Source organism: Streptomyces tropicalis (assembly GCF_029269835.1).
Classification (GTDB): Bacteria; Actinomycetota; Actinomycetes; order Streptomycetales; family Streptomycetaceae; genus Streptomyces; species Streptomyces tropicalis.
This window is the reverse complement of the sequence record NZ_JARJBB010000001.1, coordinates 390,367-414,690: the sequence shown is the minus strand read 5'-3', so window position 1 is coordinate 414,690 and position 24,324 is coordinate 390,367. Positions and strand designations below refer to the sequence as shown.

15 protein-coding genes, 3 tRNA genes and 3 pseudogenes are annotated in these 24,324 nt (G+C 75.1%); 10 read left to right on the top strand and 11 right to left on the bottom strand.

Annotated features, from left to right (window positions below; all coding sequences use genetic code 11):
* Positions 1–30: 30 nt before the first annotated feature.
* Positions 31–1,950, top strand: a complete 1,920-nt coding sequence (dnaG, locus tag P3H78_RS01875; RefSeq protein WP_276106931.1) for a DNA primase — start codon at positions 31–33, stop codon at positions 1,948–1,950.
* A 180-nt stretch (positions 1,951–2,130) separates the two neighbouring features.
* Positions 2,131–3,459 carry an RNA polymerase sigma factor gene (locus P3H78_RS01870; protein WP_276106930.1) on the top strand — a complete coding sequence of 443 codons (1,329 nt, stop codon included), beginning with the start codon at positions 2,131–2,133 and terminating at the stop codon, positions 3,457–3,459.
* 51 nt (positions 3,460–3,510) lie between these two features.
* Here the strand turns inward: P3H78_RS01870 and P3H78_RS01865 are convergent, their stop codons facing one another.
* The 4 genes from P3H78_RS01865 to P3H78_RS01850 all read right to left on the bottom strand — a co-directional run bounded on the left by P3H78_RS01865 (position 3,511) and on the right by P3H78_RS01850 (position 9,270).
* Positions 3,511–5,439: an ABC transporter ATP-binding protein gene (locus P3H78_RS01865; protein WP_276106929.1), complete on the bottom strand. Its 1,929-nt coding sequence runs from the start codon at positions 5,437–5,439 to the stop codon at positions 3,511–3,513.
* The gene (locus tag P3H78_RS01860) at positions 5,439–7,172 is read right to left on the bottom strand and encodes an ABC transporter ATP-binding protein (RefSeq protein ID WP_276106928.1); all 1,734 of its coding nucleotides are present in this window, start codon (positions 7,170–7,172) and stop codon (positions 5,439–5,441) included. Before P3H78_RS01860 ends, P3H78_RS01865 begins: the two co-directional genes overlap by 1 nt.
* A 241-nt stretch (positions 7,173–7,413) precedes the next feature.
* Positions 7,414–8,868, bottom strand: coding sequence for a xylulokinase (locus tag P3H78_RS01855; RefSeq protein WP_276106927.1), 1,455 nt, complete (start codon positions 8,866–8,868; stop codon positions 7,414–7,416).
* Positions 8,869–8,967: 99 nt separating this feature from the next.
* Positions 8,968–9,270 carry a YtxH domain-containing protein gene (locus P3H78_RS01850; RefSeq protein WP_276106926.1) on the bottom strand — a complete coding sequence of 101 codons (303 nt, stop codon included), beginning with the start codon at positions 9,268–9,270 and terminating at the stop codon, positions 8,968–8,970.
* Between the two features lie 143 nt (positions 9,271–9,413).
* On the opposite strand from P3H78_RS01850, the gene P3H78_RS01845 reads away from it, so the two are divergent.
* The 3 genes from P3H78_RS01845 to P3H78_RS01835 all read left to right on the top strand — a co-directional run bounded on the left by P3H78_RS01845 (position 9,414) and on the right by P3H78_RS01835 (position 9,831).
* Positions 9,414–9,486: transfer RNA gene (locus tag P3H78_RS01845), tRNA-Asn, on the top strand.
* Positions 9,487–9,491: 5 nt separating this feature from the next.
* Positions 9,492–9,564, top strand: a tRNA-Asn gene (locus P3H78_RS01840).
* A gap of 190 nt (positions 9,565–9,754) precedes the next feature.
* Positions 9,755–9,831 (top strand) — tRNA-Ile (locus tag P3H78_RS01835).
* Between the two features lie 848 nt (positions 9,832–10,679).
* On the opposite strand, the gene P3H78_RS01830 is transcribed toward P3H78_RS01835, so the two are convergent.
* The 4 genes from P3H78_RS01830 to P3H78_RS01815 form a co-directional block, all read right to left on the bottom strand.
* Entirely contained in the window at positions 10,680–11,717 is a 1,038-nt protein-coding gene (locus tag P3H78_RS01830; protein ID WP_276106925.1) for a rod shape-determining protein, read from the bottom strand.
* Between the two features lie 144 nt (positions 11,718–11,861).
* Positions 11,862–12,209 carry a CU044_2847 family protein gene (locus tag P3H78_RS01825; RefSeq protein ID WP_438827889.1) on the bottom strand — a complete coding sequence of 116 codons (348 nt, stop codon included), beginning with the start codon at positions 12,207–12,209 and terminating at the stop codon, positions 11,862–11,864.
* A gap of 225 nt (positions 12,210–12,434) precedes the next feature.
* The gene (locus tag P3H78_RS01820; protein WP_276106923.1) at positions 12,435–13,982 is read right to left on the bottom strand and encodes a carboxyl transferase domain-containing protein; all 1,548 of its coding nucleotides are present in this window, start codon (positions 13,980–13,982) and stop codon (positions 12,435–12,437) included.
* Positions 13,975–15,528 carry an acyl-CoA synthetase gene (locus P3H78_RS01815; protein ID WP_276106922.1) on the bottom strand — a complete coding sequence of 518 codons (1,554 nt, stop codon included), beginning with the start codon at positions 15,526–15,528 and terminating at the stop codon, positions 13,975–13,977. Before P3H78_RS01815 ends, P3H78_RS01820 begins: the two co-directional genes overlap by 8 nt.
* Before the next feature lie 406 nt (positions 15,529–15,934).
* On the opposite strand from P3H78_RS01815, the gene P3H78_RS01810 reads away from it, so the two are divergent.
* Positions 15,935–16,810 (top strand): ATP-grasp domain-containing protein, encoded by an 876-nt coding sequence (locus tag P3H78_RS01810; protein ID WP_276106921.1) that lies wholly within the window; start codon positions 15,935–15,937, stop codon positions 16,808–16,810.
* A gap of 85 nt (positions 16,811–16,895) precedes the next feature.
* Here P3H78_RS01810 and P3H78_RS01805 read toward each other — a convergent pair whose 3' ends face one another.
* On the bottom strand, positions 16,896–17,486 hold the full coding sequence (locus P3H78_RS01805; protein ID WP_276106920.1) for a hypothetical protein: 591 nt from the start codon (positions 17,484–17,486) through the stop codon (positions 16,896–16,898).
* A 306-nt stretch (positions 17,487–17,792) separates the two neighbouring features.
* Here P3H78_RS01805 and P3H78_RS01800 point away from each other — a divergent pair, with 306 nt between their 5' ends.
* The 4 genes and pseudogenes from P3H78_RS01800 to P3H78_RS01785 all read left to right on the top strand — a co-directional run.
* The gene (locus P3H78_RS01800; protein ID WP_276106919.1) at positions 17,793–17,924 is read left to right on the top strand and encodes a hypothetical protein; all 132 of its coding nucleotides are present in this window, start codon (positions 17,793–17,795) and stop codon (positions 17,922–17,924) included.
* 129 nt (positions 17,925–18,053) lie between these two features.
* Positions 18,054–19,301, top strand: coding sequence for a PucR family transcriptional regulator (locus P3H78_RS01795; RefSeq protein ID WP_276106918.1), 1,248 nt, complete (start codon positions 18,054–18,056; stop codon positions 19,299–19,301).
* Between the two features lie 120 nt (positions 19,302–19,421).
* Positions 19,422–19,601: pseudogene (locus P3H78_RS01790) on the top strand (IclR family transcriptional regulator domain-containing protein); the annotation flags it as partial.
* A 124-nt stretch (positions 19,602–19,725) separates the two neighbouring features.
* Positions 19,726–19,929: pseudogene (locus P3H78_RS01785) on the top strand (SMP-30/gluconolactonase/LRE family protein); the annotation flags it as partial.
* Positions 19,930–20,493: 564 nt separating this feature from the next.
* Here the strand turns inward: P3H78_RS01785 and P3H78_RS33475 are convergent.
* Together P3H78_RS33475 and P3H78_RS01775 are read right to left on the bottom strand one after the other, a co-directional pair.
* Positions 20,494–20,937, bottom strand: a pseudogene (locus P3H78_RS33475) (toxin-antitoxin system, toxin component family protein); the annotation flags it as partial.
* A gap of 197 nt (positions 20,938–21,134) precedes the next feature.
* Positions 21,135–24,107: a glycoside hydrolase family 35 protein gene (locus P3H78_RS01775; protein ID WP_276106916.1), complete on the bottom strand. Its 2,973-nt coding sequence runs from the start codon at positions 24,105–24,107 to the stop codon at positions 21,135–21,137.
* Positions 24,108–24,324: the final 217 nt, after the last annotated feature.

The window sequence follows — 24,324 nt, the reverse complement described above, 5'->3', positions numbered from 1 at the left end:
AGTGTCCGTCCCGCCCCGTAGAATTCACGCGTGGCAGGACGGATCAACGACGAGGACGTGAAGGCGGTACGGGACGCGGTCCCCATCGACGCCGTGGTGTCCGAGTACCTCCAGCTGCGCAACGCGGGCGGCGGCAACCTGAAGGGCCTGTGCCCGTTCCACGACGAGAAGTCCCCGTCCTTCCAGGTCAGCCCGAGCAAGGGACTCTTCCACTGCTTCGGCTGCCAGGAGGGCGGCGACACCCTCACCTTCGTCATGAAGATCGACCACCTCACCTTCTCGGAGGCGGTCGAGCGCCTGGCGGCCCAGGCCGGCATCACCCTGCGGTACGAGGAGGGCGGGTACAACCCCACCCACCAGCGCGGCGAGCGCATCCGCCTGGTCGAGGCGCACAAGCTGGCCGCCGAGTGGTACGCCGAGCAGCTCGCGGGCTCGGCCGAGGCCGAGACCGGCCGGGTCTTCCTCGCCGAGCGCGGCTTCGACCAGGCGGCCGCCGTGCACTTCGGCGTCGGCTACAGCCCCCAGGGCTGGGACCACCTCACCCGCTTCCTGCGCGGCAAGGGCTTCAGCGACAAGGAGCTGGTCCTCTCCGGCCTGTCCCAGGAGGGCCGCCGCGGCCCCATCGACCGCTTCCGCGGCCGCCTGATGTGGCCGATCCGGGACATCGGCGGGGACGTCGTCGGCTTCGGCGCCCGCAAGCTCTACGAGGCGGACAACGGCCCGAAGTACCTCAACACCCCCGACACCGCGCTCTACCGGAAGTCCCAGGTGCTCTACGGCATCGACCTGGCGAAGAAGGACATCGCCAAGTCCAGCCGCGCCGTCGTCGTCGAGGGCTACACCGACGTCATGGCCTGCCACCTGGCCGGGGTGACCACCGCCATCGCGACCTGCGGCACGGCCTTCGGCGGCGACCACATCAAGATCCTCCGCCGGCTGCTGATGGACAACGGCTCGGCCCGCGTCATCTTCACCTTCGACGGCGACGCGGCCGGCCAGAAGGCGGCCTTGCGCGCCTTCGAGGACGACCAGAAGTTCGCCGCCGAGACCTACATCGCCATCGCCCCCGACGGCATGGACCCCTGCGAGCTGCGCCTGGCGAAGGGCGACGAGGCGGTCGCCGGCCTGGTCGAACCGCGCACCCCGCTCTTCGAGTTCGCGCTGCGCCAGATCGTCGCCCGCTACGACCTCGACACCCCGGCGGGCCGCGCGGCCGCGCTGGACGAGGCGGCCCCCGTCGTCGCCCGCATCAAGAACAGCGGCGCCCAGCACGAGGTGGCCGTGCAGCTCGCCGGGATGCTCGGCATCCTCGACACCCAGTTCGTGGTCAAGCGGGTGGCGCAGCTCGCGCGTTGGGCCCGCGAGCGCGGCGGCCGCGGCCCGGCGCCCGACCGTCAGCAGCGCCCGCAGCAGCCGGGCTGGACCTCCTCGCCGTCCGCGGCCCGCGGTCCCGCCCTGCACCTGCGCAACCCCGTCCACGCCACCGAGCGCGAGCTGCTCAAGCTGGCCCTCCAGCGCCCGGAGCTGGTCTCCCCGGCCTTCGACGCGTACGGCGTCGACGAGTTCACCGCCCCGCCCTACGCGGCCGTCCGCCAGGCCGTGCTGGACGCCGGCGGCGCGGAGTTCGGGGTCTCGGATCCGCAGGAGTACCTGATCCGCGTCCGCGAGGCGGCCCCCGACGACACCGTCCGCGCGATGGTGACCGAGCTGGCCGTCGAGGCGATCATGATGCCCCGGGGCGTGAAGGAGGCCGACGAGGCGTACGCGGGGGCACAGCTCGTCAGCGTGCGCCGACGCGCCGTCGAGCGCCGCGTCCACGACGTGCAGAGCACCTTCACCCGCCTCGCCGCGGGCGGCGACCCGGCCCAGCTGACCGCCGTCCAGAACGAGCTGTGGATCCTCCAGCAGTACGACCGCGCCCTGCGGGACCGGGGACCGGCCGCCTTGTGACGGCGGCCCGCCCTCTTCACGACATGTGCTGGGCGGGCCACCCGCCTCACGGTCCGCCCCCGGCCGGTCGCCCCGGCCCGAGGACGCCGGGCGGGGATCACCACGCGGTCACGGACCGGATGCAAAAAGTCACCGCACGCCCCTCGTGGCAGCGATGTGTCGTACCCCACACTGGGTCCGGTGCCTGAGTCCTCGGAGCGCGGCAGATCCGTCCCCCACGGGTCCTGGACCCCCGCGGTTCCGCTCATCGCGTACGGGACGGACAGCGGCGAGGCCGCCGACCCCGTCCCCCGAGCAGCGCTGCCGCCCACCCCGGCAGCGATCACCCTGGAGGCCGCCCCCGTGCAGACCCGGACCCGTGCGCAGAACGAGACGCCCACCGGCCGCGGCACCGCCCCGGTGCACGCGGCGGTCGACGCGGTCGCGGCCGTACCCCCGCAGGACCGGTCCGCGCACGAGCGCGACGCCGACCCGGACGACCCCCCGTCCGCCGGGCCCGCCGGAGCCGGGGAGCCGCCCGCCGAGGCGCTCACGGAGCCCGGGTCCGACGCCGCCGAGCCGCGCGGTCCCGCGGCCCCGGCCCGCACCGAGACCGCCGGTCCCTCCTCGGACCTGTTCCGCCAGTACCTGCGGGAGATCGGCCGCATCCCGCTGCTCACCGCCGCCGAGGAGGTCGAGCTGGCCCGCCGCGTCGAGGCCGGCCTGTTCGCCGAGGAGAAGCTGGCCGGCACCCCCGACCTGGACAGCCGCCTCGCCCACGACCTGGACCGGCTCGTCGTGCGGGGCCGCATGGCCAAGCGGCGGCTGATCGAGGCGAACCTGCGGCTGGTGGTGTCCGTCGCCAAGCGGTACGTCGGCCGCGGACTGACCATGCTCGACCTGGTGCAGGAGGGCAACCTCGGCCTGATCCGGGCGGTGGAGAAGTTCGACTACGCCCGCGGCTACAAGTTCTCCACCTACGCCACCTGGTGGATCCGCCAGGCCATGTCCCGCGCCCTCGCCGACCAGGCCCGCACCATCCGCGTGCCGGTGCATGTCGTCGAGCTCATCAACCGCGTCGTCCGCGTCCAGCGCCGCATGCTCCAGGAGCGGGGCTACGAGCCCACCCCCGAGGAGGTGGCCGCCCACCTGGAGCTGCCGCCGGAGCGGGTCAGCGAGGTGCTGCGGCTCGCCCAGGAGCCGGTGTCCCTGCACGCCCCGGTCGGCGAGGAGGACGACGTCGCCCTCGGCGACCTCATCGAGGACGGCGACGCGGCCTCCCCGGTGGAGTCGGCGGCGTTCCTGCTGCTGCGGGAGCACCTGGAGGCCGTCCTGTCGACGCTGGGGGAGCGCGAGCGCAAGGTGGTCCAGCTCCGCTACGGGCTCGCCGACGGGCGGCCGCGCACGCTCGAGGAGATCGGGCGCATCTTCGGCGTCACCCGCGAGCGCATCCGCCAGATCGAGTCCAAGACCCTCAACAAGCTCCGCGACCACGCCTTCGCCGACCAGCTCCGCGGCTACCTGGACTGACGCGCCGGGGCCGCCCACCCCGCGGGTGAGCGGCCCCGGCGCGCACTCCGGCTAGTCGACCTCGGCGACCGCCTGCGCGAACTGCGCCTGGTACAGCCGGGCGTAGGCCCCGCCCGCGGTGAGCAGGTCGGCGTGCGAACCCTGCTCGACGATCGAGCCGTTCTCCATCACGAGGATCGTGTCCGCGTCCCGGATCGTCGACAGCCGGTGCGCGATCACGAACGACGTCCTGCCGTGCTGCAGCTTGGCCATGGCCTTCTGGATCAGCACCTCGGTCCGGGTGTCCACGGAGCTGGTCGCCTCGTCCAGGACCAGGATCACCGGGTCGGACAGGAACGCCCGCGCGATGGTGATGAGCTGCTTCTCGCCGGCGCTGACCCCGGAGCCGTCGTCGTCGATCACGGTGTCGTAGCCGTCCGGCAGCGTCCGGACGAACCGGTCCGCGTGCGCGGCCCGCGCCGCCTCCTCGATCTCGCCGCGGGTGACCTCGCGGGAGGCGCCGTACGCGATGTTCTCCGCGATCGTGCCGCCGAACAGCCAGGTGTCCTGGAGCACCATGCCGATACCGGCGCGCAGTTCGTCCCGGCTCATCCGGGCGACGTCGACGCCGTCCAGCGTGATCCGCCCGCCGGACACCTCGTAGAACCGCATCAGCAGATTCACCAGGGTGGTCTTGCCGGCGCCCGTCGGGCCGACGATCGCGACCGTGTGGCCGGGCTCCACCGCCAGCGACAGGTCCTCGATCAGCGGCTTGTCGGGGTCGTAGCGGAAGGAGACGTGCTCCAGCGCCACCCGCCCGCGCAGCTCCTCCGGCCGGACGCCGGGGACCGGGTCGGCCTGCTGCTCCTCCGCGTCGAGGAGCTCGAAGATCCGCTCGGCCGAGGCCACGCCGGACTGCACCAGGTTCGCCATCGAGGCGACCTGCGTGAGCGGCATGGAGAACTGCCGCGAGTACTGGATGAAGGCCTGCACGTCACCGATGGACAGCGCGCCCGAGGCCACCCGCAGGCCGCCGACGACGGCGACCAGCACGTAGTTCAGGTTCGACACGAACATCATCAGCGGCTGCATGACACCGCTGTTGAACTGCGCGCGGAACCCGGCCTCGTACAGCGCGTCGTTCTGCTCGGCGAACTGCGCGGCGGACTCCCGCTGGCGGCCGAACACCTGCACCAGGGTGTGCCCGGTGTACATCTCCTCGATGTGCGCGTTCAGCTTGCCGGTGGAGCGCCACTGCTGCACGAAGTGCGGCTGCGACCGCTTGCCGACACGGGTGGCGACCAGGAAGGACAGCGGCACCGTCACCAGGGCGACCAGCGCCAGCAGCCAGGAGACGTAGAACATCATCACGAGCACGCCGACGATGGTCAGCACCGAGTTGATCAGCTGGCCCATCGACTGCTGGAGCGTCTGCCCGATGTTGTCGATGTCGTTGGTGGCCCGGCTGAGCACCTCGCCGCGCTGCCGCTTGTCGAAGTACGACAGCGGCAGCCGGGACAGCTTCGCCTGCACGTCCCCGCGCAGCCGGAACATGGTGCGGTTCACCGACCGGTTGACCAGCCGGGTCGCCACCGCCATCAGCAGACCGGCCACCAGGAAGGTGCCGAGCGCCAGCAGCAGCACCTCGCCCACGGCGCCGAAGTCGATGCCCCGGCCGGGCGTGAAGTCGGTGCTCCGGAGCATGTCCGCGATGCCGCCCTGCCCGCGCCGCCGCAGGGAGGCCAGGACCTGGTCCTTGGTGAGCCCGGCCGGCATGTTCCGGCCGACGATCCCGGAGAAGACCAGGTCGGTGGCCCTGCCGAGGATCTTCGGCCCGATCACGCTGAGCGCGACGCTCGCGACCACGCACAGCAGGAGCGTGCAGATCGTCACCCGTTCCGGGCGGAACTGGGCCAGCAGCCGCCGGCTGGACTTCTTGAACTCCATCGAGCGGTTGTCGGGGCCGCCCCCGGCCATCATCCGCCCCATCGGCCCTGCCATCAGGCGGCCTCCGCTTCCGTCAGCTGGGAGAGCACGATCTCCCGGTAGGTCTCGTTGTCCGCCATCAGCTCGTGGTGGCGGCCGGTGCCGACGACCCGTCCCTCGTCCAGGACCACGATCCGGTCGGCGTCCCGGATGGTCGCCACCCGCTGCGCCACGATCACCACGGTCGCCTCGGCGGTCTCCCGGCCGAGCGCGGCCCGCAGCGCCGCGTCGGTGGCGTAGTCGAGGGCGGAGAAGGAGTCGTCGAAGAGGTAGATCTCCGGACGCTGCACCAGGGTGCGGGCGATGGCCAGGCGCTGGCGCTGGCCGCCGGAGACGTTGGTGCCGCCCTGCGCGATCGGGGCGTCCAGGCCGCCCTCCAGACCGGTCACGAAGTCCTTGGCCTGCGCCACCTCCAGCGCGTGCCACAGCTCCTCGTCGGTGGCGTCCGGATTGCCGTAGCGCAGGTTGGTGGCGACCGTGCCCGCGAACAGGTACGGCTTCTGCGGCACCAGCCCGACGGTCCGGGCCAGCAGCGCCGGGTCCACCTCCCGCACCTCCACGCCGTCGACGAGGACCTCGCCGTCGGTGGCGTCGAACAGCCGGGGGACCAGCCCCAGCAGGGTCGACTTGCCGCTGCCGGTCGAGCCGATCACCGCGGTCGTCTCGCCGGGCCGGGCCACCAGGTCGACCGCCCGCAGCACGGGCTCCTCGGCCCCCGGGTAGCGGAAGCCGGCCGCGCGGATCTCCAGGTGCCCGTGCCGGCGCAGCTCGGTGACCGGCGCGAGCGGCGGGACCACGCTGGAGTCGGTCAGCAGCACCTCCTGGATGCGCTCGGCGCACACCTCCGCGCGCGGCACCATCATGAACATGAAGGTGGCCATCATCACGGACATCACGATCTGCATCAGGTAGGCGAGGAACGCGGTCAGGTCGCCGATCTGCATGCCGCCGCTGTCGATGCGGTGCGCGCCGAACCACACCACCGCGATGGAGGACAGGTTCACCACCGTCATCACGATGGGGAACATCAGCGACAGCAGCCGCCCGGTGGCCAGCGACATCTCGGTGAGGTCGGTGTTGGCCCCGCGGAAGCGGTCCTTCTCGTACTCGTCGCGGACGAAGGCGCGGATCACCCGGTTGCCGCTGATCTGCTCGCGCAGCACCCGGTTCACGGTGTCCAGCCGCGTCTGCATCGACCGGAACAGCGGGCGCAGCCGGCGCACGATCAGCGTCACGCAGATGCCGAGGACCGGCACGACCGCGACCAGCACCCCGGACAGCGGCACGTCCAGGCCGAGCGCGAGGACGACCCCGCCGACGCACATGATGGGCGCCGAGACCATCAGGGTGAACGTCATCAGGGTCAGCATCTGCACCTGCTGGACGTCGTTGGTCGTCCGGGTGATGAGGGACGGTGCGCCGAAGTGGCCCACCTCGCGCGCCGAGAAGGACTGCACCCGGTCGAAGACCGCGGCCCGCACGTCCCGGCCCAGCGCCGACGCGGTCCGGGCGCCGAAGTAGACGGCGCCGATGTTGCACACCACCTGCACCAGCGAGATGCCGATCATCAGCGCGCCGAACGTCAGGATGTAGCCCGTGTCGCCCTTGACGACACCGTTGTCGATGATGTGGGCGTTCAGCGTGGGCAGGTAGAGGGTGGCGCAGGTCTGCAGGAACTGCAGCAGCACCAGCAGTGCGATGGGTTTCTTGTACGGCCTGAGGTAGGTCCGCAGCAGTCGTATGAGCACGCTAGGTCTCTCGGAGTCGGCGGTGGGGGCGTCGGTATCCCTTCGCACCCATCGTCCGACACTCCACCCGTGTTACCTCAACCGATTATCCCGACAGCGGACCAACGTCCGACGCCGACTCGGCCTTTGGTCCTGGGCCGTGGCGTCCCGAATGCCCCGAACGGGTGACCTGGAACGGAGGGGAACACTCCGTTCCAGGGTTTTCGCGGTGCTCTGCACCGGAACGTCCGTATGGGGGAGGTCAGTCGCGGAACGCGCTCGGATGGGTCTGCTCCCGCACCGACACGTACTGCTGGCGCACCGCCTGGCCCACCGCCAGCTCCTCGCCGGGCTCCAGGACCTGCGCCGCCGCGCCCTGCCACGCCGGCGGGGTCCGCGGATCCAGCGCCCCGGTGGAGACGCCCAGTGCCCAGGCGGCCTGCCGGGCGGCGCCGGTCGCCGCGTAGTCGGCCGGCTGCGGCACCACCACCTGCGCCCCGAACAGCGCCGGGGCCGCCGCCTGCACGGCCGGCAGCTCCGCGGCCTGCCCGAGCAGGAAGACCCGGCGGACCTCCACCCCCCGGCCGCGCAGCACGTCGAGCGCGTCCGCCAGCCCGCACAGCATGCCCTCGAACGCGGCCCGCGCCAGGTGCTCCGGCTTCATCGACTCCCGGCGCAGGCCCGCCAGCGTGCCCGCCGTGTGCGGCAGGTTCGGCGTGCGCTCGCCCTCCAGGTAGGGCAGCAGCACCAGCCCGTGCGCGCCCGGCGTCGACTTCATCGCCAGCTCGGACAGGCTGTCCAGGTCCGGCAGCCCGAGCAGTTCGCAGGTGCCGCGCAGCGCCCGGACCGCGTTGAGTGTGGTGACCACCGGCAGGTGCATACCCGTGGCGTCGGCCAGCGACGTGATCATCCCGCGCTGGTCGACGAGCGCCTCGGGGTGGACCGCCATCACCGAACCTGAGGCGCCCAGCGAGACGACCGCGTCCCCCAGCCCGATCCCGAGCCCGAAGGCCGCGGCCTGCGTCTCACTGGTCCCGGCCGAGATCAGCAGCCCCTCCGGGGTGGTGCCCGCGGCCTCGGCGGGACCGATCACCTCGGGCAGCCCCGCCTGGTGACCGAGCGCCAGCTCCACCAGGTCGGGCCGGTAGCCGCCGGTCGCCGCCGACCAGTACCCCGTGCCCGAGGCGCCGCCCCGGTCGGTGGTCCGGCGCGTCGGGCGCCCGAGCAGCTGCCACACCAGCCAGTCGTGGGCCTGGAGCAGCATGGTGGTGCGCCGGGCGGCGTCCGGCTCGTTCTTCGCCAGCCAGCGCAGCTTGGTCACCGGCTGAGCGGCCTGCGGTACGCACCCCACGGCCTGCGCCCATGCCTCCCGGCCGCCGAGCGCGTCGATCAGGTCCGCGGCCGCGACCTGTGTCCGCCGGTCCCCGCCGACCAGCGCCGGCCGCACGGTGGCGCCCTGGCCGTCCAGCGGGATCAGCGCGTTGGCCTGCGCGGAGACGCCGATGGCCTGCACGCCCTCCAGGAGCCCGCCTCCCGCGGCCTCCCCGAGCGACAGCAGCCACGCCTGCGGGTCCACGTCGGCGGGGCGGCCGCCGCCCTCGGGAGTCTCTACCGGATGCGGTGCGTAGCCCTGCCTGAGCACGGCCCCCGTGTCCGTGTCGCAGACCACGATGCGAGTGAAATCGGGCGAACTGTCCAACCCGGCGACTATCCCCATGGCGAAAATTCTGCCGCACCGGAAGGGGTGGCCGCGCCGGGGACGCACCGCCGGGCCCGTCCGGCCGGTCGTGCGGGTGCCGCGGACGCCCCGCGGGGGCTAGGTGTTGCTGGTGCCCCAGTCGTCGGCGGCGCCGTCGCCGTTGCGCTCGCGCAGGGAGCGCACCCGGTCGGCCACCGCGTCGGGGACGTGGTCGCCGACCTTGTCGCTCACCACGTGGTACGTCTTGCCCGCGAACCGGCGGCCCTGCTGGGCGGCCGACTCCGCGGTGTTGCGCACCGCCGGGTTCTGCGCGAGCTGCCGCGCGGACTTCTTCAGCAGCTCGTAGCGCTCGCGTCCGGCCCGCGTACCCAGCACGTAACCCAGAGCCAGCCCTGCGATGAACGTGAGCCGGTACCGCATGGCGGCCACCCTTCGAGTCGAGGTCCAAGCCCGGGAGGGCCGATTGGCGGAGCACCCCCCTGCTTGCGCTAATGTATGTGTCGCAGCGAGCGCGTGCCCCCTGGCGGATACCCAGTGAGGTACGTTCGATGCAAACGAGGCATTCCTCCGTAGCTCAATTGGCAGAGCAGCCGGCTGTTAACCGGCAGGTTACTGGTTCGAGTCCAGTCGGGGGAGCTCGGTCCTCCGTAGCTCAATTGGCAGAGCAGCCGGCTGTTAACCGGCAGGTTACTGGTTCGAGTCCAGTCGGGGGAGCATGCTGAACGAGGACCCTTCGGGGTCCTTTTTCATGTCCGGTTTCGTGACCTGGGGAACCGCGGGCTCCGCGACGAGGTCCTCAAGGTCATGGAGGGCCGCAGCAAGCCGACCATGGCGAAGCAGGAGATCGTATGAGCGGCTATGCTGCGGCAGACGGCGCGCACATCTGTACGCGACGCGCCGTAACGGGGCGGTAGCTCAGCCGGTTAGAGCAGCGGACTCATAATCCGTCGGCCGTGGGTTCGAGTCCCACCCGCCCCACCACACAAGTGGTGACGGAGAAACGTTCCGGCCAGCGCACCCGCTGGTCGGGGCGTCCATCGGCGGATCCCGGCTCCATGCCCGCCCTGCACGCCCGCCCTCGGCGGCGCACCGGTGTGCCCCGCGCCCGGGTCCGCGCGCACCCGGGCCACGTCCTCCACCGCCGACCGGACCCCGCCGATCGCACCCGTGCACGCAGGCCGGGTGGCAGCCCTACGGGTGCGTGGTGGTGGCTTCTCCGGGGGCCTGCCGCGTGCCGGTCGCCGACCGCCCGCCGTGCGGGGGCGTACGTGCCCTCCCCATCGCCTCCATCAGGACCGTCGCGCCGTGGTCGTCCATGAACAGGGCCGCTCAGCAGAGAAGTTGAGTGGCACGGGGCGAGGCCGCACCGTGAGCAGGTCGAGCGAACGACCCGTCGGACGGGCCGGACGAGGTCTGTGCGCAGGCGGTCCACGGGCTTTGACAGGAGCTCAAAAGAGCATGACGGCATGCCTGTTGCCGCGACGGCGGACCGGCGGTGCGGCCGGGCCGCTGCCGGGGGCGGCAGGCGTGGTGTGGTGGGGTGCGGTCGATCAGGGCCGGCGCCGTCACTGAGCCTCACGGCAGTGGATCCCGGTCCTCCGGGAATGTCTCGTGCAGGCGCAGGAGCGCAGGAGCGCAGGAGCGCAGGAGCGCAGGAGCGCAGGAGGGGAGAGCGGGGGCGGGTCTCGGCCGGGGCGGGTGGCCGTGCCGATGCGGCGGGCGCTCCCGTCCGGCGCCGTCCCGGTCCGGCGGCCGGAACGCTTCGAGCCGGGTGGCGGGACCCCGGTGACGGGGGTCCCGCCACCCGGCTCGGGGTGGTCGGCGGGGGCTCAGGCGCTCAGCGGGTCCAGGACGAGCGGTTCGATCCTGCCCTCCAGCATCTCGCCGAGGCCCCGCACGGCGCAGACGTCGGGCCGTTCGGCGATGTGCACCGGCATGCCGGTCGCCTGGCGCAGCATCTGGTCCAGGCCGGGCAGCAGGGCGGAGCCGCCGACCATCATGATCCCGCGGTCGGCGAGGTCGGCCACCAGGTCGGGCGGGCACTCCCGCAGCACCTTGCCGATGCCGTCGAGCACGGCCGTCAGCGGGGTCTGGATGGCGTCCCGGACGGCGGCGGTGTCGATCCGGACCGACCGGGGCAGGCCCGTGGCCACGTCCCGCCCGTGGATCTCGGTGGACGTCGGGCCGGACGAGGTGATGCCGTTCCCGGACAGGGCGATCTGCAGCGGGCGTACCGACTGGCTCGGCAGCGTCAGCGCGTGCTGCTGGCGCAGGTGCTGCACGATCGCGTGGTCGACGGCCTCCCCGCCGACGGGAATGCGCTCGGCGGTGACGATGGAGCCGAGGGACAGGACGGCCACCTGGGTGGCCGCGGCCCCGCACACCATGATCATGGTGGCCTCGGCGCGTTCCACGGGCAGCCCGCAGCCGACGGCGGCCGCGATGAGGGTGTCGACGAGCTCCACGCGGCGGGCGCCGAGCCCCACGAGGGTCTCGATCGTCGCCCGCTGGGCGAGCGGATCGGAGTCGTGCGGGGTGCAGGCCGCGGCCCGCAGCCGGGGCTTGCGCCGCAGCGACCGGCGCATCTTGTCGCCGAGCAGGTGCCGCAGCATGCGCTGGGCCATCTCGATGTCGACGACGGTCCCCCCGGAGACCGGGCGCACCACCCGGATGTAGTGCGGGGTGCGGCCCGTCATCCGCTCCGCGAACTCGCCGACGGCGATCAGCGCGCCGGTGCGGGTGTTGACCGCGGCGACCGAGGGCTGGTCGACGACCAGTCCCGAGCCCTTGACGTACACACGGGTCCGGGCCGCTCCCAGGTCGACGGCGAAATGGCAGCGGCGCAATTGCTCCAGACTGGCGGTCATGGATGATCCTCCCGAGAGCGCGGACCGTGTGGCTGCCGCCGTTCGGCGGCCCCATAGGTATCCTGCGCGCGCAAGCGAGGAGTCGCCTGCTGGAGGGGGCCGGGTGGGCGAGGTCCCCGGTGGCCTGCCGAAACGTCCGGTCGGTCAGGAGTCCGCGGGCGGTTCCGGGGCGGTGGTGGCGGGGGTGTCGGGGGACCACGAGAGTTTGACGACGAGTTGACCCTCCACGGTGCTCCGGGCGATCAGCGCGCCCGCCTCCGCGCTGAACTTCACGCCGAACTCGATGTTCACCGAGTCCGGCCGCAGCGAGCCGTCGCGGAAGACGCGCAGCGCCGCCTCGGCGGCCGAGCGCACGCCGTCCAGCGCGTGCTCGAAGGTGCGGGTCGCCCGGACCGCGCCGTCGGGACCGCGCGCGACCAGCTGCGAGCCGGTCTCCTCGTCGGCCGCCTCGACCCTGACCACGGTGTCGTCGGCGGTCCGGAACTCGATCATGCCCTCCATGCTGTCCCCCCGTCGGGATGCCTGCGGGTGTTCCCGTCGACCGCACCGTACCGGGGGCGGTCCCGGCACCGAAGGCCGCCGAGCGCCCCGCGCGGGAGCGCGCCGCAAGGGACCGGCGCTCCACCGCGGTCCGCGGCCCGTCGATCGCGCAGGGCCCGCGTCCGGTGCCGCCGTGCCCTGCGGCGATCTCCGGGGCGGCGATCTCCGGGGCGGCGATCACCTGTTCCGGCGAGCACCCGAGCCCCTCGGATCCTCGTCGCCGGAGGCCGGCACGACGCCCCGGACCACGCCCAGTTCCACCAGGTCCTGCGGCCGGATGCGGAGCCGGTCCGCGGTCTCCCCGGCCAGGTGCGGCGGGCGCTTGAGGATGGCGGCGGCCGCCTCCGGGGCGATCACCGAGAAGTAACTGTCCGGTGTGGCCCAGGTGTTGCCGGGTGCGGCGAGCGCCAGGGCGCCGCCCGAGCCGCCCTCTCCGATCAGCAGCGTGGTCAGCGGCGTGCGGGCCGCGGCCACCGCGGCGAACAGGTCCGCGATCGCCGCGCCCGCGCCCTCCCGCTCCGCCGCCGCGTCGTTGGCCGCACCCGGGGTGTCCACCAGGGTCAGCACCGGGATGCCGAGCCGGTCCGCGAGGCGGATCAGCCGGGCCGCGGTGCGGTATCCGGCGGGCCGGGTGGCGGTGCCGGCCTGGGCAGCGTAGGCGACGGTACGGCCGTCGTGCTCGCCGAACCCGCAGAGCATGCCGTCGTCGGTGCCGCCGCAGCGGTCGCCGGACAGCGCCGTGCGCCGGGTGAAGTACGCGTCCAGGTAGCACGCGGCGCGCGGGCGCTCCCGGGAGCGTGCCCGCCGGACGGCCTCCTGCCCGGTGGCCGGGAGGCCGGAGGCCGGACGGCCGGTCGCCGGCCGTCCGGAGCCTGCGGACCCGGGGGCCGGGGGTTCGGCGGCTGGGAGGCCGGGGGCCGCGGATCCGGGGGCCGGGGGTTCGGCGGCCGGGGGCTCGGGGGTCTCCGGGGTGCCGGGGGCGCCGTCCGGGCGGGGCGGTTGCGGTGCGGCGGCGGCCCGCAGGGCGTGCGGCGGGGGAGCCGCGTCCGCCGACGGCCGGGTGAGCAGGCGCAGCCACAGGCCCAGGGTCCGCCGCAGCTCCCCGGGGGCCACGAGCGCGTCCACGGAGCCCGCCGCGGCCTGCGCCTCGGCCGTGTACGCCGCGGGGTCGGCGTCCGGCGGGCGGACCCGGGACCCGGCGAAGCCGACCTGCGCCCCGGGCAGCGCGAGGACCACGTCGGCGCCCGCGCCGAGGGTGGCCCAGCCGCCCCCGGTCGTCGGGTCGCGCACCACCGCCACCTGGGGCAGTCCCGCCTCCCGGGTCAGCACCGACTGGCGTGCCACGCGCTGGAGCTGGGTCAGCGCGAGCATGCCCTCCTGCATCCGGCTGCCGCCGGTCGCGATCAGCGGCACCACCGGCAGCCGGTGCCGGCGGGCATGGGCGTACGCCGACTCCAGCCGGTCGCCGGTGCGTTCGCCGAGCGAGCCGCCGAGGAAGCCGAACTCGAAGGAGATCAGGACGGCCCGGGTGCCCTCGACCACGGCGGTGCCGCACACCACGGACTCCGTCTCACCCGTGCGCCCGGCGGCGCGGGCGCGGGTGGCGTCGTAGTCCGGCCAGCCGAGCGGGCCGTCGGGCGCCGACGCCCGCTCGGGGGAGGGGAGTTCGGTGAAGTCGTCGGCGACGAGCGCCACGGCCTGCCGGGCGGAGAGCCGCTCAGTCACGGGGCAGCGCCCGCTTCATGACCTTGCCCATGTCGTTGCGGGGCAGGGCGTCCAGCAGGCGCACCACCCGGGGCCGCTTGTGCGGGGCGAGCCGCCCGGCCACATGGTCCGCCAACTCCGCCGCGTCCGGCGGGGACTGCGGGTCGGCCGGCACGATCCAGGCGACGACCCGCTCCCCGAGGTCGGCGTCCGGCTCTCCGGTGACGGCGGCCTCGCGGACCGCGGGGTGCTCCAGGAGCGCGTTCTCGATCTCGCCGGCACCGATCTTGTACCCGCCGCTCTTGATCAGGTCGGTGGCCTTGCGGCCGACGATGCGTACGTAGCCGTCGGTGTCGCGCACCGCCATGTCGCCGGTGCGGAACCAGCCGTCGGCGGTGAACGCGGCCGCCGTCGCGTCGGGCCGGTTGAGGTACTCGGTGAACAGGTTCGGGCCGCGCACCTGGATCTCCCCGACGCTCTCCCCGTCGTACCCCGTGATCGGGGTCCCGTCCTCCTCCACCAGCCGCAGCTCCACCCCGGGCAGGGGCACGCCCACGGTGCCCGCGCGCGGCTCGCCGTCCGCCCGGACACTGGTGTTCATCAGCGTCTCCGTCATGCCGTACCGTTCGACGACCCGCCGTCCGGTCGCGGCCGCGATCCGCTCGTGGTCGTGCACCGGGAGGGCGGCGGAGCCGGAGACCAGCAGCCGTGCCCCGGCGAGGGCCGCGGCCAGCTCCGGGTCGCCGGGCAGCGCCTCCGCCAGCCGGTGGTACATCGTGGGCACGCCGAAGAGCATGGTCGCCCCGCCGCGCAGTTCCCGGGCCACGCCCTCGGGGCTGAACCGCCCCAGGTGCCGCACGCTGCCGCCGCGCCGCAGCGGCCCGAGGATGCCCAGCACCAGCCCGTGCACGTGGAACAGCGGCAGCGCGTGCACCAGCACGTCGTCACCGGTCCACCGCCAGGCGTCCGCGAGTGCGTCCAGGGTGGTGGCGACGGCCCGCCGGGAGAGGACGGCGCCCTTCGGCGGGCCGGTGGTGCCGGAGGTGTACACGACCAGCGCGGGGTCCTCGTCGGCCGGGCCGGGCCCCGGGAGCGGGACGGGCGGGCCGCCGGGTGCGGCGTCGACGTCGATCCGCTCCAGGCCGGCGAGCGCGGCGGGCAGCACGTCACCGGGCCCCGCCAGGACCGCCGCCGGGGCGCTGTCGGACACGATGTGGCCGAGTTCCGTCTCCCCGGAGCGAGGGTTGAGCGGGACGGCCGGTACTCCGGCGAGCAGGGCGCCGACGACCCCGACCGCGGTCTCCGCCGTGGGCGTCGCCCATACGGCGACCCGTCCTGCCCCGCGGATCCGGGCGGCGACCCGGCCGGCCGCGGCCGCCAGGTCCCGGTAGCCGAGCGACCGGTCCTCGAAGCGCAGGGCGATCCGCTCCCCGGCGCGGGCCGCCGGAGGCGCCGCGCCCGCCTGCTCCGCGGAACCGGTCGCATCCACGGGATCCGGCGTGCGCACCGGCGGTGCCGCACCGGCCGTACGGGCCGGATCCATCAGGGCCGGAAAGAGGCAGGACACGCGGCGACTCCTCACACGCTGGGAACACGGCGGACGCGGCGGACACGGGGGCGAGGCGCACCCACGCAACGTGCCGCCGCACGGCACCCGCCGGAGCACCCCGCCCACCACCCCGTTCCTACACCAGCCACCCGCCCCCGACACCCCCGCCCGGCCGCGGGACCGGGACCGCCACCGCGACCGCTCCCGTTCCGGCCGTCCTCGCCCTGCCCCCCGTCCGGGTCAGGCCGCCGCGGACCCGGCCACGTCCGCGACCACACAGCCGATGTTGTCCGGGCCCCCCGCCGCACCGGCCGCGCCGATCAGCTCCCGCACCGCCGCCTCCGGGGTTCCGGGGCGGGCAGCGGTCCCGCCGCGGGCACGCCCCCGGGCGGGGAGGGGCGGCGGGGGCGGGGGAGAATGCCGTATGCCTCGTATCGCGCTCGTGACCTGCCGGCCCGGACCCGATGTCAGCACCGACCGTGATCTGCCGGTGCTGGCCGGGGCGTTCGAGGCGGCCGGGGCCGAGGCGCGGGTCGTGGAGTGGGACGACCCGGACGCCGACTGGGCCGGCTTCGACCTCGCCGTCATCCGCTCCACCTGGGACTACAGCTGGCGGGTGGACGCGTTCCTGGAGTGGGCCGAGCGGTGCGGCGCGCTGACGCGGCTCGCCAACCCGCCGGAGGTGGTCCGCTGGAACACCGACAAGCGCTACCTCGGGCAGCTCGCGGCGGCGGGCGTGCCCACCGTCCCCACCCGCTACGTCGCCCCCGGCGAGCCGGCGGGCGATCTGCCGGACGGCCACGGGTACGTCGTGAAGCCCGCCTCCGGCGCCGGGGCCCGGCTCGCCGCACGCCACCGGCCCGGCGAGCACGGCGCCGCGCTGGCCCAGCTCGCGCGGATGCACGCCAAGGGCCTCACCGCGATGGTGCAGCCCTACCTGGGAGGCATCGACGTCACCGGGGAGCGGGCGCTGCAGTTCTTCGGCGGGCGCCTGCTGCACGCCAGCCGCAAGGACGCCGTGCTCACCCCCGGCACGCCCTTCGACGAGCGCAAGGTCGCCCACCCCGGGCTGCGGCCCTGGACCCCCACCCCGGCCGAGCGCGACACCGCCGAGAAGGCACTGGCCGCGGTGCCCGGCGCGCCCGAACTCCTCTACGCCCGCGTCGACCTGGTGGACGGCGCGGACGGTGAGCCGGTGGTGATGGAGCTGGAGCTGGTCGAGCCGAACCTCTTCCTGCACCTCCACCCCGACTCGCTGCCGCGGCTGGTCGAGGACACGCTGGCCGCGGCGAAGGCGTGACGGCGCCGGGTCCCGGGGGGAGTCCGCACCGTCCCGCCCGCGTCGCGGCGCCCGGCACGCTCGTTCTCCCTGGTGCTCCGTCCGGCTAGCGCTCCGTCCGGGTCCGCTGGAGCAGGCCCCAGGTGAACTCGGCCACGACCGTGTGCCGCGCCCCGCTCGCGTCCGGGGCGGTGAAGGCGAGGCCCCAGCGGGTCGGGGCCGTGCCCTCCAGGGGACGGGCGGGGGCGAAGGCGCGGGCGGCCTCGTCGACCGTGCACGACCAGGCGGTCAGGTCCTCCACGGTGTGCAGTGCGGGGGCCGCGGCACCCGGGGCGCGCACCAGCCACTCGTTCCACACCTGTCCGTCCGGGCCGCACAGCACCTCGAAGCGCAGGTCGGGCCAGAGCGGAACGGGCCACTGCCGGGCCTCGCAGTCCAGGTCGCCGATGCGGCGGGGGGCGGCCGACTCGGGCCGGCCGAGGACCGAGCGGTAGCGCGCGGCGGCGGACCGGGCGCGCGGCGAGCGGACCATCGCCTGCCAGCGCTTGTTGGCCTCCCGCATGTCGGCCAGGGAGGCGTCGAGCGTGCGGCGGGCGTCCGCCACCAGGTCCGGGTTGTGGTCGGCCATGCGGCGGAGCAGGACGAGCTGGAAGTCGCGCGGGGTGAAGGGTCCGGCGGGTCGCTGCGGGGAGGACATGCCGACCATCGTCGCCCATCAGGGGCGTGGTCGCGCGGGTCGGTGGGGGTGCGGTGGGCGGGTGCCGGGGGAGCACGGGCCGGAGTGCGACGGGGTGGGGTGGGACAGTGTTCGCCCCGGCGGCCTCCGCGGCTACTCACCGGGGTGACAAATTCCGGGTGGGATCGGCAACAGTGAACGCCTCTTGACGGAGCGTCAAAGACCACTCGACACTGGGCCGACGACGGGCAGGGGCGGAGTGCCGGGGTGGGACGACCGCCGGTGCGGCTCCGGACCGGCTTCTCGGACAGAGAGGCAGACCCTGCGATGTCACAACCGCACACGCACATCCTCGCTCCCTCCGCCGCGCACGCCCGCGCGCCGTTCGCCGCGCCGCCCGCCCTGCGCGCCGCCGTGTGCGCCCGCCCCACCCGCCGGCGGGCCGGCCGGAAGGGCTGACCCGTGCCCGTCCCCCACCGGGCCTCCGCCCCCCACACCGGTCCCTCATCCCCCCACCCCCACCACTCCACCCCCCGCGCCGTCCCCTCCCTCCCTCACCCGGATCCCTCCGACCCGCCCCCGCCGCCCGTGTCCTGCGCGCCGGACACCCCCGCACGTTCCGCCTGGCGCGACGTGCCGCGGACACGGGTCCGGCAGTTCGTGGCCGTGGCGCTCGCCGAGACGCCCGCGCTGGCCGAGGAGATCCTGCGGGAGATCCGGCGGGAGCACCCGCACCTGCCCTTCGTCGTCGACGCGAGCGGCCGCCCCGTCGCGCTGCTCGGCATACGCCGGGCCATCGAGGTGTTCGTGCGCCGGCTGGAGCGCCCCGGGGACCGGGCCGGCGGCCCCACCGTCCCGCCCGACGTCTTCCACGAGTTCGGACGCGGCGAGGGCCTGCACGGCCGCAGCCTCGACTCGCTCCAGGCGGTCTACCGGCTGGGCGTCCGCCTGGCCTGGCGCCGGCTCGCCGACATCGGCCAGCGGGTGGGCATCCCGGCCCCCGCCATGTACGAACTCGTCGACGCCGGTTACGCCTACCTGGACGGCCTGGTCGAACGGTCCCTGCGCGGCTATGCCGAGGCCGCCGCCCGCCAGGCCGGCGAGCGCCTGCGGCTCCAGCGCCGGCTGATGGAGCTGCTCCTGGCCGAGCGGCACCGCGGCGACCGGCCCGACGCGCTCGCCGAGCGTGCCGCGCGGATCGGCTGGCCGCTGCCGCGCCGGGTCGCCGCCGGGGTGCTGCTGCGCCCCGCGCCGGAGGCGATGGCGCCGGCGGTCGGCCACGGGGTGCTGCTGGACATGGAGTACGAGCGTCCGCGTCTGGTCGTGCCCGAGCCGGACGCCGCCGGACGCCCCGGGATGCTGCACCGGGCCCTGGCCGGCTGGGCGGGGGCCATCGGGCCGCCGGTGCCGCTCGCCGACGCGGCGAAGTCGCTGCGCTGGGCGGAGGTCGCGGTCGGCCTGATGGAGCGGGGCCTGCTGCCCTCGGGCCGGGTGCTCCACTGCGCCGAGCACACCCAGGCCCTCGTCCTGCTCCAGCCGGAGGAGCTCGTCGAGGACCTCGCCGCGCGCTGCCTGGCGCCCCTGGAGCACTGCGGCGCCGGCCACGCGCGGCGGCTGGAGGAGACCCTGCTGGCCTGGCTGGAGACCCGCGGCGGCGCCCCGGAGGTGGCCGCCCGGCTGGGTGTCCACCCGCAGACCGTCCGCTACCGCCTGCGCCAGATCAGGGAGTTGTGGGGCGGAGAGATCGACGACCCGGACCGCCGCTTCGAACTGGAACTGGTCCTGCGGGCCCGGCGCCTGCGCGCCGCCCCCGGCACCTCCGGAGCGCGCAGGTAGGTGCCCCGCCGCCCCCGGACCGGCGGGCCGCCCCGACCCGCGCGTACGGGTCCCCGTGACTCCGCGCGGGCGCCGTCCGCCCATGGCCCGGGTACCGCGCGGTGGCCAGCCTGTGTTCGCCCCGACGTCAGCTGTGTCGCCGCGCCCGTGCGCGACCGCGCCGGCCAGGTGGTCGCGGCCCTGTCCGTCTCGGTGCCGATGGTCCGCTGGAGCGAGGAGCGCCGGGCGGAGCTGGAGCGGCTCGCCGTGCGGGGCGCCGCCGAGCTGTCCGAGCGGCTCGGCCACCCGGGCGCGACGTGACGTACGAGGTGGCGGTGCCCGCCGGAGCGGCCCTCGGTGAGGGGCCGACCCGGGACCCGGCGGCCGGGCGGGGCTGCTCTGGGTGGACATCCCCGGCGCGCGGGTGCACGGCTACGACCCGGTGGTGGCCCTGTGGGACGGCGGCGCCGTACGCCGCTGCACGCCCGCCGGCACGCTGGACCGGGTGGTCGGGTTGCCGGTGACGCGCCCGACGGCCTGCGCCTTCGGCGGCGCCGGGCTCACCGACCTGTACGTCACCACGGCCCGCTCCGGCCGGTCCGCGTCCCACCCGCTGGCGGGCTCGCTGCTGGTGCTCCCGTCGGCCTGACGGGGCCTGCCCCAGCCGCCGTTCGCGGGCTGACCCCCGTCGCACCAGCCTCTCCCAGCCTGCCCGCGGCCGCCTCGGCCCCACCACCGGCACGCCCGTGGTGGGCCCGGGTCAGGCGGAGGACCGCGGTACGGGCTGCACCGGACGCGCCGCCGAGACCGGTGGGACGGGACGCCCCGCACGCGGAGCCCCGCCCGGGCCCCCGGCGGAAGGGCCGCCCCCGCCGGAGGGACCGCCCCCGCCGGAGGGACCGCCCCCCGTGGCCAGGTAGGGCCGGAAGGCCGTGGCCAGGCCGTGGCCGAAGGCGTCGGCCTCGGCCTCGTCCCGTTCGCGTGAACCGCCGCGCGCGGCACCGGCCGTGCCGCCCTGCGTCGGCACGGCGGGAAGCCCGGGGGAGGGGCCCGCCCCCGACAGCCGGGCCGACAGTCCCGCCGCCGTGAACCGGGCCGACAGTCCCGCGGCCGACAGCCGCGGCAGGAACCCCGGGGGCGGGGACGGGGGCGGCGGCAGGAGTGCGGGCTCGGCGGCCCGGGGGAGCCGGTCGGCCGCGGCGCCTGCGGGTGCCCCGCCCGGCCCCGCGGACCCGGTGGCACGGCCCGGGCGGTGATGCCGGTGCCCGGCGTGCAGATGCCACAACTCGTGCCCGAAGATGATCAGTTGCTGCACCGCCTCGGCCCGTTCCTCGACGATGACGAGGTCGAAGTCCTGGAACTCCACCCACAGCCCGGTGGTCTCGATCTCGTCCGGGAAGCGTTCGAAGCGCAGCTCCACGGGCCGCCCGCCGCGCCGTGCGGCCATCTCCTCGCACAGGGCGCGGCACAGTTCGCGCACATCGCCGGGGCGGCGGGGGCGGGAGCGCAGTGCGGCGGCGAGATCGCAGGTCAGGGCGCGCATGGCGGATCCGGTGCGGCTCCTGCCGCCGGCCCGGTCGGGGCCGGCCCTCCGCCCGGCCCGCCGCAGCGCCCCGCCGAGCCGGGCCGCCGTCCTGCGCGCGCCCGCGAAAGCCATCGCCGCACCTTTCCGCCGCCCGTGCCGGGGCGAGCCGTACGAGCCTACGCGGCCGTAAGTGCTCGCGTCATGCGATCCGTTGAGCGTTGTTCAACCACGAACGACCGGGCGGTGCCACCCGGTCCGGCAGGACGCCGTGCCGTGGCGGGCGGACCCCGCGAGGGGCCCGCCCCGGTGCCGGCACGGCCTCCGCGGCCTCACCGCCCCGGCGCCGGCACCGGCGTCACCCGGACTCCGCCGGCGGTCACGCCGAGCAGCGTGAGGCGGACCCGGCCGGGCCCGGACGGCGTGCTCGGCTCGGACAGCACGGCGAGGGCGAGGGTGTTGGTGCCCCGGGTGCGCAGGATCCCGTTCGGCAGGACGAAGGTGTGCTGCGGGCCGACGTCGTTGATGTACTGGCCCATGTTCCAGCCGTTGAGGAAGATCTGCACGCGGTAGGCGCGCCGCGGGTCGTCCTCCAGGACCAGCCCGACGGAGGCGTCGGTGCCCGGGTCCACCGCGAGCGGGAAGGTGGTCCGGTACCAGGCCACGCCCTGCCGCTGCTCGGCGCGCGGGAGGCCGACGGCCTGCCAGTCGTGGTCGGGGAAGCCGGGCAGGTGCCAGCCCTCCCGTTCGCCGTGCAGGCCGCCGTTGTTCATCGGCCCGCGCACCGGGTCCGGTGCGGCCTCGCCCCGGATCCGCCAGGTCACCTCGGGGGAGTCCCCGGCGAAGGTGACCGCGGTCAGGCCGCGGGCCGCCTTGTGGGTGTCGAGGGCCGCGCCGTCCTGGTCGTGCTGCATGCGCCGGACCAGGACCGACAGCACGTGCCGCCCGGGGGTGCGCAGTTCGGGCCGCACCGGGAGGACGGCCGTGTCGGTCCAGGTGCCCCGGCGGACCGTCGCGCGGTCCGGCACCGGCATCCGGTGCGTGCCGATCGGACGGCCGTCGAGCCACGCCATCAGCATCCCCTGGGTGCCGGTGCTGTAGGCGAGGCGGACGGCCTCGACGCCGGTGGCGCCGGTGAAGGTCCCGCGGTACCAGACGTCCCCGTAGTGGAAGCCGTAGTCGTCGGCGAACAGCACCGGCTGCCCCTGCGGGACCGGTGTGGTGCTGTGGGACGTGGTCCGGTCGGCGGTGCGCCAGCCGGAGTCGTCGTAGCCGGGCTCGGCCTCGGGGTTCTCGGTGCGGGTCCGCCAGCCGTCCAGCTCGGGCAGCGCCACCGCGCCCACGGCGGGCAGCGGCGCGGTGGCGCGCAGGCTCCCGGAGGCGGTGGGCGAGGTGGGCACCGCGCGGCCGTTCCACTCGACCCGGTCGATGCCGGCGCCCGGCGGCCCCCACACCTCCAGCGGGGCCGCGCCCGTGGTGTCGCCGGTGAGCCGGAGCGTGGAGCCCTGCAGGGCGGCGGTGCGCAGCAGGTCGGGGCCGTGCACCAGCAGGGTGCCGGAGGGGGTGTCGCGGGGCCACAGGCGCAGGGAGGACGCCTCGTCGGCGAAGAGCAGCAGCAGCGGGCGGTCCGCGTCCTCGCCCTGGACCAGGAGCCGGACCGGCCAGTTGCCGCCGAGGGGCGCGGTCACCCGCAGCAGGCCCTGGTCGTAGACGTACGCGGCCGCCTGGTCCAGCCGGGTGACCGTCGGCTCGTCGGCGGACGTCAGGGCCAGGTGCGCCATCTCGCCGCGCCAGCCGGTGAACACGGCGACGTCCACGCTGCCGGTGGTCAGGAAGGCCATCGGCTGGGCGGTGCTGTGGTGCAGGGTGCGCTGCCCGAGGGCGAGCCCGGTGACCATCAGCCGGGCGTCCCGGGAGGGCACGTGCACCGGGAGGTCCTCGCCGGCCGCCGGGAGCGTGGTGGTGACGTCCTCGTCGTGGTCGTTGCGCAGGACGTAGACGTGTGCTCCGGTGTCCGGGTTGACCAGGTGGCGGACGGTGAGACCGGCGGCCTTCACGTCCGCGGCCCGGTCCAGCCGGGCGAAGTCGGGGATGCGCTGGAGCATGTGCCCGATCTGGTGCATCGGGACGAGCTTCTCGGTCGGCCGTCGCCCCTCGTCGATGGCCGCCCCGTAGTCGTACGACGTGTAGACGTCCGGGGCCGGCAGCCAGCCCCAGGAGGTGCCCCCGAAGGTCATGTAGGCGTTGTGCAGGGTGATGCCGTTGGCGAGGTGGGTGAGGTAGCAGCGCCGTTCGTAGGCCGCGTCCCGGGTCCGCCGCGACTCGGCGTACCCCTTGCCGCCGGACTCCGGGCCGCCCCACGCGTCGGACCGGCCGCCCCCGGACTCGGGCATGAAGCCGGGGGTGCGGGGGCTGGCGGTCGCCCCGCCGCTCCTCCCGCCCCTGCCGAAGTGCCCCCAGTCGGGCGGGGTCTGCGACGGCGAGGGGTCCCCGTCGAACCCGTACAGCCAGCGGCCCCGCTCCCCGCCGGTGTCGAACGACCCGGGCACCCAGGCGCCGTCGCGGCCCCCGTCGTTGTGGAAGAGCGGTATGTCGATGCCGTCGCGGCGCACCTTGCGGTAGAGGTGGGACAGGTAGGCGCGGCCGGCCGGTTCGCCGGCGTGGGCGTCGTACGCGTTCTCGATCTGGTAGAGCAGGACCGTGCCGGTGCCCCGGGTGAACAGGTGCCGGGAGACGACGGCGTCGACCTCGGTGAGCCACTCGTCGGCGTGCCGCAGGTAGGCCGGGTCGGCCGTCCGGGCGGTGCCCGCGGTGGCCGTCAGCCAGCCGGGGAGGCCGCCGCCGTCGACGTCGGCGCCGATGTACGGACCGGGGCGCACCACGACGTACAGGCCGCACTCGGCGGCCGTGCGCAGGAACAGGCCGAGGTCCCGCACCCCGCCGAAGTCGTACTGTCCGGGGGCGGGGGAGTGGTGGTTCCACGCGACGTGGATGCTGACGGCGTTGTACCCGTGCGCCCGCATCTTCTGCAGCACGTCCCGCCACAGCGACGGGCTGGGCAGCCGGAAGGGGTGCATCTCGCCCGACCACAGGACCAGCCGGCTGCCGTCCACCAGCAGGGAGTAGCGGTCGAAGCCGACGGTGTGCGGCTGCCCGTCGGCGCCCGGCGGGGCGGGCGGGGGGCCGGTCGGCACGGGCCGCGCCGCGTAGGCCGACGGTGCCCCCGGTCCGCCACTGCCGCCCAGGGCCAGGCCGAGTGCGGTGGTGCCGGCGAGGGCGCTGAAGGAACGTCTGCTGAGCGCCAAAGGTGTGCCTCCCGGGCGATCTTACGGGGCGCGGGTCCGGCCATTGTCCACTGTCCGGAACACCCCTCCGGACGCCCGGGGTCCGGCTCGGCCGCCCGACCCGGCCGCGGTGCCCCCGGAGCGCTCCGCCGCCCTGTGAAAGCCCCGGCGGCGGGCGCGGTGTGAATGGCCGGGCAATGCCCTGTCCCCCTCATGAGCTGCTGCGTACGATGCGACC

Coding starts and splice junctions, on each gene's coding strand:
- P3H78_RS01800 (WP_276106919.1), top strand. CDS start 17,793: ATGTCACAACCGCACACGCACATCCTCGCTCCCTCCGCCGCGCACGCC.
- P3H78_RS01850 (WP_276106926.1), bottom strand. CDS start 9,270: ATGCGGTACCGGCTCACGTTCATCGCAGGGCTGGCTCTGGGTTACGTG.
- P3H78_RS01825 (WP_438827889.1), bottom strand. CDS start 12,209: ATGATCGAGTTCCGGACCGCCGACGACACCGTGGTCAGGGTCGAGGCG.
- P3H78_RS01805 (WP_276106920.1), bottom strand. CDS start 17,486: ATGTCCTCCCCGCAGCGACCCGCCGGACCCTTCACCCCGCGCGACTTC.
- P3H78_RS01865 (WP_276106929.1), bottom strand. CDS start 5,439: ATGGCAGGGCCGATGGGGCGGATGATGGCCGGGGGCGGCCCCGACAAC.
- P3H78_RS01830 (WP_276106925.1), bottom strand. CDS start 11,717: ATGACCGCCAGTCTGGAGCAATTGCGCCGCTGCCATTTCGCCGTCGAC.
- P3H78_RS01855 (WP_276106927.1), bottom strand. CDS start 8,868: ATGGGGATAGTCGCCGGGTTGGACAGTTCGCCCGATTTCACTCGCATC.
- P3H78_RS01810 (WP_276106921.1), top strand. CDS start 15,935: ATGCCTCGTATCGCGCTCGTGACCTGCCGGCCCGGACCCGATGTCAGC.